Annotated in this window: 12 protein-coding genes; 9 read left to right on the forward strand and 3 right to left on the reverse strand. The window is 69.3% G+C overall.

The annotated features are described in order from the left end of the window. The first annotated feature begins 92 nt into the window (after positions 1-92). The 3 genes from HUA78_RS30145 to nadC all read left to right on the forward strand — a co-directional run bounded on the left by HUA78_RS30145 (position 93) and on the right by nadC (position 6,068). On the forward strand, positions 93-1,385 hold the full coding sequence (locus HUA78_RS30145; RefSeq protein WP_174477718.1) for a PleD family two-component system response regulator: 1,293 nt from the start codon (positions 93-95) through the stop codon (positions 1,383-1,385). 67 nt (positions 1,386-1,452) lie between these two features. Then, positions 1,453-5,175 carry a valine--tRNA ligase gene (locus tag HUA78_RS30150; protein ID WP_174477719.1) on the forward strand — a complete coding sequence of 1,241 codons (3,723 nt, stop codon included), beginning with the start codon at positions 1,453-1,455 and terminating at the stop codon, positions 5,173-5,175. An 11-nt stretch (positions 5,176-5,186) separates the two neighbouring features. Further along, positions 5,187-6,068, forward strand: coding sequence for a carboxylating nicotinate-nucleotide diphosphorylase (gene nadC / locus HUA78_RS30155; RefSeq protein WP_174455614.1), 882 nt, complete (start codon positions 5,187-5,189; stop codon positions 6,066-6,068). Between the two features lie 7 nt (positions 6,069-6,075). Here nadC and HUA78_RS30160 read toward each other — a convergent pair whose 3' ends face one another. Beyond that, the gene (locus tag HUA78_RS30160; RefSeq protein ID WP_174477720.1) at positions 6,076-6,798 is read right to left on the reverse strand and encodes a YafY family protein; all 723 of its coding nucleotides are present in this window, start codon (positions 6,796-6,798) and stop codon (positions 6,076-6,078) included. Between the two features lie 83 nt (positions 6,799-6,881). Between HUA78_RS30160 and HUA78_RS30165 the strand changes: the two genes are divergently transcribed. Beyond that, positions 6,882-7,643, forward strand: coding sequence for an alpha/beta fold hydrolase (locus tag HUA78_RS30165; RefSeq protein ID WP_174477721.1), 762 nt, complete (start codon positions 6,882-6,884; stop codon positions 7,641-7,643). A gap of 57 nt (positions 7,644-7,700) precedes the next feature. On the opposite strand, the gene HUA78_RS30170 is transcribed toward HUA78_RS30165, so the two are convergent. Further along, on the reverse strand, positions 7,701-9,317 hold the full coding sequence (locus HUA78_RS30170; RefSeq protein WP_174477722.1) for an alkaline phosphatase family protein: 1,617 nt from the start codon (positions 9,315-9,317) through the stop codon (positions 7,701-7,703). 100 nt (positions 9,318-9,417) lie between these two features. Here HUA78_RS30170 and HUA78_RS30175 point away from each other — a divergent pair, with 100 nt between their 5' ends. From HUA78_RS30175 to HUA78_RS30190, 4 genes are all read left to right on the forward strand, one after another. After that, complete coding sequence (locus HUA78_RS30175) at positions 9,418-9,828, forward strand: thioesterase family protein (RefSeq protein WP_141645763.1); 411 nt, start codon at positions 9,418-9,420, stop codon at positions 9,826-9,828. 13 nt (positions 9,829-9,841) lie between these two features. Then, a complete protein-coding gene (glpX, locus tag HUA78_RS30180; RefSeq protein WP_141645764.1) occupies positions 9,842-10,810 on the forward strand; it encodes a class II fructose-bisphosphatase in 969 nt (322 codons plus the stop codon). Between the two features lie 33 nt (positions 10,811-10,843). Continuing rightward, positions 10,844-11,269: a type II toxin-antitoxin system RatA family toxin gene (locus HUA78_RS30185; RefSeq protein WP_141645765.1), complete on the forward strand. Its 426-nt coding sequence runs from the start codon at positions 10,844-10,846 to the stop codon at positions 11,267-11,269. A 384-nt stretch (positions 11,270-11,653) separates the two neighbouring features. Continuing rightward, a complete protein-coding gene (locus tag HUA78_RS30190) occupies positions 11,654-11,830 on the forward strand; it encodes a hypothetical protein (RefSeq protein WP_174455609.1) in 177 nt (58 codons plus the stop codon). 113 nt (positions 11,831-11,943) lie between these two features. Here the strand turns inward: HUA78_RS30190 and HUA78_RS30195 are convergent, their stop codons facing one another. After that, positions 11,944-13,014 (reverse strand): ADP-ribosylglycohydrolase family protein, encoded by a 1,071-nt coding sequence (locus tag HUA78_RS30195; protein WP_174462546.1) that lies wholly within the window; start codon positions 13,012-13,014, stop codon positions 11,944-11,946. A 79-nt stretch (positions 13,015-13,093) separates the two neighbouring features. Between HUA78_RS30195 and surE the strand changes: the two genes are divergently transcribed. After that, entirely contained in the window at positions 13,094-13,876 is a 783-nt protein-coding gene (surE, locus tag HUA78_RS30200) for a 5'/3'-nucleotidase SurE (RefSeq protein ID WP_141648760.1), read from the forward strand. Positions 13,877-13,978 lie beyond the last annotated feature (102 nt).

Here is a 13,978-nt window from a genome sequence, read left to right on the forward strand (position 1 = left end):
TGCCGGGCTTGATACCGTGCCGTGAAGAAGGTTTTCTCGGCCGGATTTCTCAACGAATTCAGGGGGGTCGACGCCCCCGAGGCCCGATACCGATGCCCAAGAATCTGCTGGTCGCCGATGACTCGCTCACCATTCGCAAGGTGATCGGCATGATCTTCGCGACCGAGGACTTTCAGGTGACCGCGGTGGACAACGGGCTGGACGCCATCTCGCGCGTGCGCGAGATGCGCCCGGACGTCGTCCTCGCCGATGTGACGATGCCGGGCAAGAGCGGCTACGAGGTCTGCGAGGCGCTGAAGAACGACCCCGCCACCCAGGGCATCCCGGTGATGCTGCTGGCGGGCACCTTCGAGGCCTTCGACGAGAACCGGGCTCGCGCCGCCCGCGCGGACGACCACGTCACCAAGCCCTTCGAGAGCCAGATTCTGCTCGACAAGGTGAAGGCGCTGGTCGGCCAGAAGTCCAACACGCTGCCGGCCTCCATCGCCACGCAGGTGATTCGTCCTTCCGCCACGCCCGCCGCTCCGGTGGCGCCGCAGCCCGCGCCCGTCGCGGCGCCCGTGGGTGCCCGTCCTGGAATGCCGCCGGGGCCGGGTGCGCGTCCTCCCGGGCCGGGCATGCCGCCGGGGCCTGGTATGGCGCCGCGTCCTCCGGGGCCTGGCATGCCGCCGGGGCCGGGCATGGCGCAGCGTCCCCCTGGGCCTGGAATGCCGCCGGGGCCGGGTGCGCGTCCTCCCGGGCCTGGAATGCCGCCGGGGCCGGGTGCGCGTCCTCCTGGGCCGGGCATGCCGCCGGGACCGGGTGCGCGTCCTCCTGGGCCGGGCATGCCGCCGGGCGCCGTCGCGCGTCCGGGTGTGCCGCCTCCGCCGGGTGCTCCCGCGCCGGGCATGCCTCCTCGTCCAGGCATGCCGCCGGGCCCTGGGGCTCCGGGCATGGTGGCCCGTCCTGGCGCTCCGGGGCCGGGGATGCCGGGGGGGCTGCCGCGTCCTCCGGGCGCCACGCCGCTTCCTCCCATCCAGGGTGGCGCGCCGCAGCCGGCGGCCCGCGCGAGGGATCCGTTCGGGCTGGGCGCTCCCGCCGCTCCGGCTCCCGTGGCCGCGCAGCCCGCCATCAGCATCGAGGACTCGCTGCCCGACACGAGCGGCGCGGAGGAGATCTCGCTCGACATGGGTGGGCCCGTGGCTCCGGCCGCTCCGGCGCAGCGGGGGCCTCCGGTCGCCCGTCCCGCGGCGGATGGGGGCGAGGCCCTGCTGCGCGAGGCGCTGTCCAAGGCTTCCCGTGAGGTCATCGAGAAGATTGCCTGGGAGGTCGTACCGCAGCTCGCGGAGACGATCATCCGCCAGGAGCTCGAGCGGCTGATCAAGGACCGAGAGACGCAGCACTGAGGCGAGTTTCTCGCCGCAAACCTCCTGACTTCCCCGCCGGCCCCCTCAGGGGGGCTGGCCGTCTTCAATGACCGATACGACCGAACTGTCCAAGGCCTACGAGCCCACCGAGGTCGAGGCTCGCCTCTATGCCTTCTGGCTCGAGCGCGACTACTTCCGCGCCGCGGCGACGTCCGACAAGCCCGCCTTCTCCATCGTCCTGCCCCCGCCCAACGTCACGGGCAGCCTGCACATCGGTCACGCGCTGACCGCGACCATCCAGGACATCCTCACGCGCTGGAAGCGGATGAGCGGCTTCAATGCGCTCTGGCTCCCCGGCACGGACCACGCCGGCATCGCCACGCAGATGGTGGTGGAGAAGGAGCTGAAGAAGACCGAGGGCAAGAGCCGTCACGACATCGGTCGCGAGGCGTTCCTCAAGCGCGTCTGGGAGTGGAAGGGCAAGTACGGCGCCCGCATCGGCGAACAGCACCGTTTCCTGGGGGCGTCGCTGGACTGGAGCCGCGAGCGCTTCACCATGGACGAGCCGTCGTCCGCCGCGGTCCGCGAGGTCTTCGTCCGGCTGTACGAAGAGGGCCTGATGTACCGGGCCCAGAAGCTCATCAACTGGTGTCCCTCGTGCCGCACGGCGCTGAGCGACCTGGAGGTCGAGCACGAGGAGAAGAACGGCTCCATCTGGCACATCCGCTATCCCATCAAGGGCAGCGACCGCACGCTCACCGTGGCGACGACGCGCCCGGAGACGATGCTGGGCGACACGGCGGTGGCCATCCACCCCGAGGACGAGCGCTACGTGGGGCTGGCCGGCCAGCTCGTCGTCCTGCCGCTGACGGGGCGCGAGATTCCCATCGTCGCGGACGCGGAGCTGGTGGACCCGAAGTTCGGCACCGGCGTGGTGAAGGTGACGCCCGCGCACGACTTCAACGACTACCAGACGGGCCTGCGTCACAAGCTGCCGATGGTGTCCATCCTGGACGAAGCGGCGCGGATGACGAAGGACACCGGCAAGTACGCCGGGATGGACCGCTTCGAGGCGCGCAAGGCGGTGCTGGCGGACCTGCAGGAGCAGGGGCTGCTCGAGAAGGAAGAGCCGCACAAGCTGTCCATCGGCGCCTGTCAGCGTTGCACCACCGTGGTGGAGCCGCGCCTGTCGCCGCAGTGGTTCATCAAGATCGAGCCGCTGGCGCGTCCCGCGATTGAAGCGGTGGAGCAGGGCCGCACGAAGTTCGTCCCCGAGGCGTGGACGAACACGTACTTCCACTGGATGCGCAACATCCACGACTGGTGCGTCAGCCGCCAGCTGTGGTGGGGCCACCAGATTCCCGCGTACTACTGCACGTCGTGCAGCCCCCGGCAGGGTGACGACACGGACCTGCCGCTGGATGCCCCGACGGTGAAGGTGGGCGGCGTGGACTTCGCTCGCGCGGAGCCCATCGTCGCGCGCACGATGCCGGAGTCCTGCCCCAAGTGTGGCGGCAAGAGCTTCATCCAGGACTCGGACGTGCTGGACACCTGGTTCTCGTCCGCGCTCTGGCCGTTCTCCACGCTGGGCTGGCCTCGCGACACCGCGGAGCTGAAGACCTTCTACCCGACGTCCGTCATGGAGACGGGCCACGACATCATCTTCTTCTGGGTCGCCCGGATGATGATGATGGGCCTGCACTTCATGGGCGACGTGCCCTTCCGCACCGTCTACCTGCACGCGATGGTGCGCGACGAGAAGGGCGAGAAGATGTCGAAGGTCAAGGGGAACGTCATCGACCCCTTGGACGTCATTCTCGGCGCGAAGCCCGAGCAGCTCAACGCGACGCTGAAGAACAAGTTCCCGCAGGGCATGCCCGCGTTTGGCGCGGATGCGCTGCGCTTCACGCTCGCCTCGCTCACCCAGCAGGGCCGCGACATCAAGCTGTCGATGGACCGGCTCGCCGGCTACAAGGCGTTCTGCAACAAGCTCTGGAACGCCAGCCGCTTCGCCCTGATGAACATGGGGGGGTACCAGTACGACGGCCGCTCGCCGAAGGAGCTGCCGCTCACGCTGGCGGACCGGTGGATTCTCTCGCGGCTGCAGCGCGCGACGACGGAGGCCAGCGCGTCGCTGGAGGTCTACGGCTTCGCGGAGGCTGCCTCCACGCTGTACCAGTTCCTCTGGGCGGAGCTCTGCGACTGGTACATCGAGCTGGCCAAGGGCTCGCTCTATGGCGAGGACCCGGCGGCGAAGGACACCACGCGCGCGGTGCTCGTCTACGCGTTGGATCGCGTGCTGCGGCTGATCCACCCGTTCATGCCCTTCATCACCGAGGAGATCTGGCAGAAGCTGCCGATGACCCGGCCGACGGAGAGCATCATGATTGCCCCGTACCCGACGCCGGACACGGCGCTGGTGGACGAGGCGGCCGAGTCGGAGATGGCGCCGGTCATCGCGGCCATCGAGGGACTGCGCACCATCCGAGGCGAGAGCAACCTGTCTCCGGCCACCAAGGTGAAGGCGGTGGTGCAGAGCCCGGACGCTCGCACGCGCGAGCTGCTGGAGCGCTGGCGCGGCTACCTGCTGCCCCTGGCGGGCCTGTCCGACGTGCAGGTGGGGCCTCCGGGCCCGAAGCCTCCCCAGGCGGCGGCCTTCATGGCGACGAATCTGGAGATCTACGTGCCGCTGGCGGGGCTCGTCGACCTGGACGCGGAGCGGGACCGGCTGCGCAAGGAGATGGCCCGCTCGGAGCAGGAGGCGGCCAGCATCCTGCGCAAGTTGGAGAATCCCAACTTCGTGGCCAAGGCGCCGCCCGACGTGGTGGAGAAGGACCGCGCTCGCGTGCAGGAGTTGAAGGAGCGCAAGGCTAAGCTCGAAGATCACCTGCAGCGGATCGCCCCGGAGCCGTCCATGCCTGAGAATCTGCCGACCGAGAGCAGCAGCACGTCCACCGAGGAGAGTGCCTCCCCCTCCCAGCCAGCCCAGGTGAAGGTCGCCCCGTCGAAGGAAGACAAGGGCGGCGTGGACCTGGGCCAGGAACTGAAGGGTGAGATGGGGGATGAGGGCCGCGTGCCCGAGGAGGACCCCCAGGTGCAGGACGCGCTGGCGAAGCTGCGCGAGGGGACGAAGGAAGGCCTGTCTCCCACGGACCACCATGACCTGGGCGTCGCGTACATGAGCATGGGGCTCGTGGACGACGCGATGCGCGAGTTCGGCAAGGCGAAGGAGGGCGGCGACTCCCGCGAGGCTCCGTCCAAGGGCACGGCGTCCAAGCCCGCGCGCACGGGTGGCAAGAAGGCGAAGCCCCAGGCGACTGCCTCCGAGGTCAGCGAAGCTCCCGCGAAGCCGGTGGCCGTGAAGGCCCCGAAGGCTTCCAGCGAGAAGCCGACCGTGGCGACGGCCGCCCCGGCGAAGGCAGCCGCGAAGAAGGCCCCCTCCAAGGCCGCGAGCACCAAGGCTCCCGCGAAGAAGGCCTCCGCGAAGGCCGCGAGCACCAAGGCTCCCGCGAAGAAGGGGGCTGCCGCGAAGGCGGCGGGTGGTAAGGCCTCCTCGAAGAAGGCCGCTGCGGTGAAGAAGGCCGCGGGTGGCAAGGCTTCGGTGAAGAAGGCCGCGGGTGGCAAGGCTTCGGCGAAGAAGGGCGCGGCGAAGAAGGCCGCGGGCAGGGCTTCCTCGAAGAAGAGCGCGGCGAAGAAGGCTCCCGTGAAGAAGGCGGCGGCCAAGAAGGCGGGCGGAAGAGCTCCCGCGAAGAAGTCCTCCGCGAAGAAGGCGGCGGCCAAGAAGGTCACCCGGGCGAAGCCCTCGGCACGGGCCAAGGCCCGGCGGTAGCAGGAGGAGACGTGCAGCAGGATTACCTCGATCGGCTCATCGACCTCGCCCTTGACGAAGACCTGGGGGCGGCGGGAGACGTCACCTCGCAGGCCCTCATTCCGCCTGACGCGGAGGGCAGTGCCGAGCTGGTCGCCAAAGAGCAGTTGGTGCTCGCGGGGCTGGAGGCCTTCACGCGCGTCTTCCACAAGGTCGACCCGGACGTCGAGGTGGAGCTGCTCCGCCAGGACAGCCAGGAGATCAAACCCAAGGTCGTGGCCGCTCGGTGTCACGGGCGGCTGCGCTCGCTGCTCGCCGCCGAGCGAACCGCGCTCAACCTCGTCCAGCGCGCCGCCGGCATCGCCACCCTGGCTCAGCAGGCGATGACGTCGGTGCGGGGCTCGAAGATGCAGGTGCTGGACACGCGCAAGACGCCCCCTGGCATGCGCGTGCTGGCCAAGGACGCCGTCCGCATGGGCGGCGCCACCAACCACCGCTTCGGTCTCTTCGATGGCGTGCTCATCAAGGACAACCACATCGCGGCCGTCGGTGGTTCCATCTCCGAGGCGCTCCGGCTCGCCAAGGCGAACGGTCCTCGCCTGTGCAAAATCGAGATTGAGGTCACCAACCTCAAGCAGCTCGCCGAGGCACTCGAGCACGGCGCCGATGTGGTGATGCTCGACAACATGGACGACGCGCAGATTCGCGAGGCCGTGAAGCTGGCGGCCGGGCGTGTACCGCTCGAGGTATCCGGTGGCGTCACCCTGGACCGGCTGCCGCGCCTGGCGAAGATGGGCGTGGACTTCGTTTCCATGGGGGCGCTGACACACTCGGCGCGGGCCATGGACCTGTCGTTGGAAATCACCGCCGCGAAGAAGACGCGCCGTCCGCGCGCCGCCCCTTCGCAGGGCTGAGCCCCGCTCACTCCGGGCCCTTGCTCCGCTGAGCGAGGGCCTGGGCCTTGAGCCCCTCCATGTCAGGCGTGAAGCGGCGCTCGGGCACCAGCCTGGGCCGGTGGACGCGGTCCATCCGGAACATGCGCGCCGCGGACTTCTCCACGTCGCGCGCCAGCACGTACCAGACCGGGGACTCGACGAGCAGCCCGTGTGGCTCCACACAGCGGCGGCTCTTCTTCCCGTGGCGGTCCTCGTAGTCGAATGCGAGACACACCTGCTCGCGGAACGCCTGCTCGAAGATGGCGAGCAGCTCCTCGGGAGGCGCTCCCAGCTCCGAGAGCACGCGGGCTGTCGCGGGGCGGCCCACCACCACGCGTTGGCAGAGCTCGCGCATGCTCCGGGAGCGCTCCCTCGGCACGCTGGCGAAGAGCTTGTCGAGCCCCGAGCGCGCCGCGCTCCCCCACGGCAACGCGCTCCCCGTCGACGATAGGCTCGCGGCCAGCCATAGCGCGACGACCTCCTCGACGCCGAGGTGGACGGCGGTGACACCCCTGTCTCGCTCCAAGCGAACGCCGCCTCCCGGCCCGGTGTCACTGGCGATGGGCAGGCCCTGCTCCCGCAGGGTGGCGAGGTCCCTGTGGATGGTGCGCGGACTCACCCCCAGTGCGGCGGAAATCTCCGCGACGGTGGTGGCCTCCCGGCCCCGGAGAAAGTCGACCAGACGCATGACTCGGCTGACGCGTGCCATTTGCTGACAGATTCTGACAGGGATGGGCCGTACTCAAGGATTCATGGCGCGGTTGGACGCGCCCCTGAATCGAGGAGGTCGTCATGAAGGGCCCGGCTGGGACGCTGTACGTGGATGACGGTGGTGTGGGTGGGCTTCCGGTGGTGTTCGTCCACTCCAGCGCTGGGAGCACGAAGCACTGGGCGGCCCAGCTCTCGCATCTGCGCGAGACGCGTCGGGCGCTGGCGCTGGACCTGCGAGGCCATGGCCAGTCCGAGGTCCCCACCGAGGGAGCGATTTCCGTCGAGAACTTCGCGGCGGACGTGGCGGCGGTGGTGGATGGCTTGAAGCTGGAGCGGTTCGTGCTCGTGGGGCACAGCCTGGGCGGAGCGGTCTGCACGGCCTACGCCGCGGCGCATCCGTCGCGCGTGGCGGGGTTGCTGCTGCTCGACCCTGCTTCCGATGGACGACTGATTCCAGAAGAGCAGGCGCAGGGGCTGATGGCGGTGCTGGGCACCGAGGCGTGGCTTCAAGTCGTCGAGGAGTACTGGGCGCCGATGCTCGCCCCCTCGCGGCCCGAGGTCCGGGAGCAGGTGCTCGGAGGACTGCGTGCCACCGCTCAGATGGCGGTCCGGTCGGGACTGGGTTCGCTCCTGACGTTCGACCCGGTCTCCGCGCTGCGTCGCTATCCGGGGCCCAAGCTGTCCGTCGTGACGGCGCACAACGAGGGTCCCGATGCGTACCAGATTCGGGTGCCCGAGCTGCCGTTCAAGAAGGTGGAGCCCGTCACCGGGCACTGGGTGCAGCTCGATGCACCGGCCTGGGTGAACAGCGTGCTCGACGGGTTTCTCGCATCGGTGCGCTGAGTTGCTCGTCCCGTCGGCGGGGACCTCACGCGGGAGGTCCCATGCCTCGAATCCCGCTCACTTCCCCGTGAGAATCTCCGCGCGAGGCTTGCCCTCCGTGGACGCGGGCATCCCCATCTCGAGCAGCGCCGCGAGCGTCGGCGCCACGTCCACCGGGTCGATCTCCGTCATGTACATCCCCGGCTTGATGCCCTTGCCCGCGAACACCACGGGCACCTGGGAGTCGTATGAATACGGCGAGCCGTGCGTGCTTCCCTCCGGGTCGAAGTAGACGACCTGGAAGGGCCGCAGCAGATACACCACGTCGCCGCTGCGCTCCGGGTAGTAGCCCTTGCGCAGGGGCGCCAGGTAGCCCGCGGGGTCCGGCGCGGAGAAGAGCTCTTCACGCGTCACCGCCGCGACGACATGGGGCTGCTTCAGCAACCAGTCCGCCACCGCGCGCCGCACCTGCGCGCCATCCACCTTGCCCGACGTCAGCGCGGGGCCGCCGAGGTACACGTCCAGTTCCTCCATCATCACCGTGACATCCGGGCCGAAGCGCTCCTTCACCATCGCGGAGATGCCCTCGCTGATAGTCTTGGGGTTCATCCGCTGCGCGGGAAGTCCCGCCGCTGCCCACTGCTCGGGCGCCGTCGCTCCACCATGGTCCGCCACCAGCGCGATGGTCAGGTTGGCGCGTCCACCAGCCGCGCGCTCGGCCGCGGAGATGAGGTCCCCGAGCGCCTTGTCCAGCCGCAGCATCGTGTCCTGCATCTCCCACGAGTACGGGCCGTACTCATGGAAGACGTTGTCCGTCCCGCTGAAGCTCACCGCGAGCAGGTCCGGCACCGCGTCCTTCCCCAGCGCCTCTCCGACGATGGCCGCCTTCGCCGCCTCCACGAGCAGAGTGTGCGAGTCCGGCGAGACGCCGAACGCCTTGTAGAAGTTGAGCCCCGGCTCCTTCAGTCCGCCGGTGAGCGGATGGGGGAAGGTGCGGCCCAGGCCATAGGAGTCCGCCTCGTAGCTCCGGTCATCCTCGCCGATGTACTCGGCGCGCGGACGCATCAAGTCCCACGTCTTGCCGAAGGAAGACTCCGGAATCTTCCGCGCGTTGAGCTGCTTCACCCACTCGGGGAACTCCTTCGTGTACCAGGTGCCCGTCACGAACTTCCCCACGCCGTCGTCGAACCACCAGGCCTGTCCCAGCCGGCCCGCCAGGGCGATGGCCGAGCGCGACTTGAGCGACACCGCCACCGCCTTGCCTCGCTCCTGCGTGGCCATCCGCAGCCGGTCCGCGAGCGTCTCCGCCATGAGGTTCGCGGGACTGGCGTCCTGGCCCGGCTTGAGCGTCGCCTCCAGCACCGGATGCGCCGGGTCCACGAAGGAATAGACGAGCTTCCCCGTGGAGCGGTCCACCCACCGGTTGTCCACGATGCCGTGACGCCAGGGGTTGGTGCCCGTGGCCAGCGTGGTGTGGCCCGGCGCGGTGCGGCACTTCGCGTAGGCATAACGCGCGTACGGGAAGTAGGCGCCACTGTCGAGCAGTTGACCCAACGCGCCCTGGAGCCGAGGCCGGTTGCGCAACAAGACGTCGCTGCCGAGCGCGTCCACGGTGATGAGCAGGGTGAGTCGGGGAGGACGCGCGGCGGCGGGCAGCGAACCCAGCAGGGCGGTCAGGACGAGGGCGCGAATCATACGTCCAAGAAGCTGCACTGCCCGACGGGGAAGATGCAACCGCCAAGCGCTTCGGCGTCTTGGACGGCGGCAGTCAGCCCCTGCTACGGTCCGCGCCCTCATGGTCGAGGCCCGACTGCGCGTCATCTACGGTGACACCGATCAAATGGGTGTCGTCTATTACGCGAACTATTTCCGCTACTTCGAGTTCGCCCGGAGCGAGTACTTCCGCGCGCGCGGAGGCAGCTACCGGGAGATGGAGAGCTCCGGGTTGATGCTGCCGGTGGCGGAGGCGAGCTGCGCGTACAAGTCCCCCGCGCGCTACGACGACGTGCTCATCATCCGCGCGATGGTGAGCGAGTTGCGCCGGGCCTCGGTCGTGTTCACCTACGAGCTTTTCCGCGAGGGCGAGCCGCGCACGTTGCTGTGCACCGGTCGTACCCTGCACGCGTGCGTGGGGCGCGACGGCAAGCCCACGCGGTTGCCGGAGTCCGTGGCCCGGCTGCTGGAACATCCGAACGCAGGAACCTGAAGGAGCACAGACGATGGATCGCAACCTTGCAATGGAGGTCGTGCGCGTCACCGAGATGGCGGCCATCGCCTCCGCCCGACTGATGGGACGCGGCGACAAGAACGAGTCGGATCAGGCCGCCGTGGACGCCATGCGCCGCGCCTTCGACGCGCTGCAGATCGACGGCACCATCGTCATTGGCGAGGGCGAGCGCGACGAGGCGCCCATGCTCTACATCGGCGAGAAGGTGGGCCGACGCGGCGAGGGTGACCCCGCCGTGGACATCGCGTTGGATCCGCTGGAGGGCACCAACCTGTGCGCCTACGGCCGTCCGGGCTCCATCACCGTGGTGGCCATGGCCAGCAAGGGCGGGCTGCTCAACGCGCCGGACACGTACATGGAGAAGCTGGCCGTGGGCCCGCGCGCCCGGGGCGCCATCGACCTGCGCAAGAGCGCCACGGAGAACCTGCGCGCCGTCGCGGAGAAGATGAAGGTCTACGTGGAGGACCTCACCGTCGTCGTCCTGGACCGTGAGCGGCACCAGGACCTCATCAAGGAGATCCGCGCCGCGGGTGCTCGCATCCGGCTCATCGAGGACGGTGACGTGGCGGGCGCCATCGCCACGTGTTTCGAGGGAACGGGCGTGGACGTGCTGATGGGCACCGGTGGAGCGCCCGAGGGCGTCATCGCCGCGGCGGCCATCCGCGCCACCGGCGGTGACATGCAGGGCCGGCTGGTGCCCCGCAACCCGGGCGAAATCGAGCGCGCCAAGAAGATGGGCATCACCGACATGGCGAAAATCTATGCCGCCGAGGAGCTGGCCCGGGGCGAGGTGATGTTCGCCGCCACCGGCGTCACCAGCGGCGACTTCCTCAAGGGCGTGCGCTTCTTCGGCGGCGGCTGCGAGACGCACTCGGTGGTCATGCGCAGCAAGACGAGCACCGTGCGCTTCATCCAGTCCCTGCACAAGTTCGACAAGAAGCCGGGCTACGCTGCCTTCTAGGCCGTCCCCTCGACGCTTTCGGAGACCGACACCATGCCTGGCGCCTCGCGGACCATCGTCATCAACGCCCCCATCGAAAAGGTGTTCGACGTCATCACCCAGTATGAGCGCTACCCGGAGTTCCTGTCCGAGGTGAAGGAGACCCGCACCGCGAACCGGAAGGACAACACCGTCGACGTCCACTACAAGGTCGACGTGATGAAGACGGTCCGTTACTCCATCCGCGTGGTGGAGGAGCGCCCGCGCCGCATGTCCTGGACCTTCATCGAGGGCGAGGTCATGAAGGACAACAAGGGCAGCTGGGTGCTGGAGCCCGAAGGCGAGGGCAAGACGCGCGCGACCTACAACGTGGAGATGGCGCTGGGCCTGCTGGTGCCCAAGGCCGTCGTCAACGCCCTGGTCGACACGTCGCTGCCGAAGATGCTGGAGGCGTTCAAGCGCCGCGCCGAGGCGCCCTGAACGTGGCAGACAGGGGTCGCTCTAGACCCCATGTTCCTCGCTGACCCGCCCGCCTGGGAGTAGACAGGCGGGCAGGCCCTTCCGCCGGGTGCCCGCCGCCCCGAACGCCGGAGGTGTGCCGGGGAGTGGGTCCGCTTGCGGGCCGTCGCGAGGGCATTAGAATCAACACCATCCCGACCGGAAGTTTCGGGTCTCCATGACATCTACGCCACGGTTCCCCTGGCTCGGATGTCGGATGGCGGACGAGCAACCGTGCGAGATGGCGGCAGTGTACCCAGTGCGGAACCGGGGTTCTTAATTTGCATCTGAGAGTGGTGGCAGTGATTTCTGGGCGGGACGGCGGGCGTACATCGGGGTACGTAGGCTGAGGGGAGACGGAAACCCATGCTCGACGCCTTCATCATCGAAGAAATCAAGCGCAGGGAGCGCCGCCGGGAGGAGCACGACAGGCCCGTGGTGGAGCTGCCGCTGCCCATGCCCGACGACCGCCCGCGTCGTAGGACTGAAACCGACGAAGAGAAGCCCCAGCGGGGCGTGGTGGTCATCGACCTGCTGGCCTGAGTGACAGTCGCGGCCCCCAGGCCGCATTGGCGTGGCAACGAGCCCGCGGCGGGCGTCCCCCTGAGGACCGTCCCCCGCGGGCTTCGTGTATCCATCGCCCCGCATGGGCGACGTCAGGCGGGGACCAGGCTCAGCAGATGCCGCGGGTGGTAGACGTCCCAGAGCGGGCCCTTCACCGTGCCGAGCGCCTCCAGCACCTGCTTGCGCCATTCGGCGGGCAGCGCCTCCTCGCCGTGGAAGGCGCCCACCAGCGCGCCCGTCACCGCGCCGTGGACCTCGGTGTCTCCGCCCCGGTGGATGACGTCGACGAGGGCGGCCTGGGCCGTGGGCGCGTGGAGCAGCTCCCAGAAGGCCAGTCGGAAGGCGACGTGGATGGCGTGCTGGGCGCGGTGCACGTGCAGGTCCGGACCGTACAGCCGGGGGTCGTCGTCGCGGGCGCGCGCCAGGTCCTCGCGCAGCAGGCTGGAGGCGAAGGAGACCTCCTGGACGTAGTCGGGGGCGGAGCGCCCCAGCGCCGCGCCAGCCAGCAGGATTCCGGACTCCGCTGCGGTGAGGAGGTCCTCGGCCTTCAGGTCGGCGCCGGATGTCACGGCCTTGGCGATGGCGGCGGTGAAGGCGGCGCACGCCAGCTGGCAGCGCGGGTCGAAGTGGGTGAGCGCGGAGTCCTCCAGCGTGGCCTGGGTGCGGGCCTTCGGGTCGCTCGCCAGGTACACACCCAGCGGGGCGATGCGCGCGAGGCTGCCAGCGCCCACGGCCTTGCGATGGCCGCGCAGCCAGACGCGCTTGCCCGAGCCCAGGGGCGGCAGGCCGGCCTGACAATCCTCCAGCACTTCCTTCATGGCCTCGCTGACGTCGAAGGCGTGAGGCTGCCAGGCCCGGTAGCGGCGCAGCGCGTCCGCGGCGTCATAGCGCTTGAAGTCGCGCAGGCTGTGCCCCAGGCAACAGGCCAGGTGGACCTCCTCCGTCACCTGACCCTTGCGCAGCTGATGAGGGCCTCCGCCCATCAATCTGTCGTAGGGCCCATCCGCCATAGAGGGGAAGGGCGCCGCCTGCAGCGGACGGTGCGCGGTGGGCACGGCGAGGGCGTTGCCCACGGCGAGTCCGAGCAGGGCACCCCTGCGTCGCTGGGCGAGGAGGGGGTCGGGCCCCTGGGGGGCATTGCGGCGACGGGGCGGCGGCGGCATTCGGCGGGTGGACACTGTAACAGCGGCGCCGGTGAGCGTGCTTGCCCATGCTCGGGGGCTCCTCTACAACCGCGCGGCTATGCGGAAACCGCGCATCCTCGTGTCCAACGACGACGGCTATTTCTCCGAAGGACTTCAGGCACTGGTGGAGGCGGTGAGTCCCCTGGGAGAGGTCTGGGTGGTGGCGCCGGACCGCGAGCAGAGCGCCGCGTCCCACGCCATCTCCCTGCACCGGCCCCTGCGCATCAAGGAGGTCCGGGAGCGGTGGTTCGCCGTCGACGGGACACCCACCGACTGCGCTTATCTGGCCATCGTCCATCTCCTGAAGGATGATCGCCCCACGCTCATGGTGTCCGGCATCAACCACGGTTCGAATCTGGCCGAAGACGTCACCTACTCGGGGACGGTCGCGGCGGCGATGGAAGGGGCCCTGCTCGGGATTCCCGCCATCGCCTTCAGCCTCGTGGCGCGAGGCTCGTTCGACTTCGCTCCCGCGGCGCGGTTCGCCCGCTCGCTGGTGACGGCCGCGCTGTCGCGACCCCTGCCCAGGCGGATGCTGCTCAACGTGAACATCCCCGGCGGGGTGGAGCCGGAGGGCTACACCGTCACGCGCCTGGGCCGGCACTCGTATGGCTACAGCGTGGTGGAGAAGGAAGACCCTCGCGGCCGGAAGTACTACTGGATTGGCGGCAGCGACTATCAGCACGAAGACATTCCAGGCAGTGACTGCAACGCCGTGCACCTGTCCAAGCGGGTGTCGGTGACGCCGCTGCACCTGGACCTGACGGACCATGGTCAGCTCGAGGACCTGGGGGGCTGGAGCGTCCCGGACTTCGTCCGACACGAGCCGGATGGTGCCTAGCGTTGAGGCCGGGCACCTCCATCCGAGCGGGCAGGGCGCTCCTGGTTCTCCTCGTGTCCGCGCTCGTCGCGGGTTGTGTGGGCCCCCGGGCCGCCTCTCCGG

The sequence above is a fragment of the Myxococcus sp. CA033 genome (assembly GCF_013336625.1).
Taxonomy (GTDB): domain Bacteria; phylum Myxococcota; class Myxococcia; order Myxococcales; family Myxococcaceae; genus Myxococcus; species Myxococcus llanfairpwllgwyngyllgogerychwyrndrobwllllantysiliogogogochensis.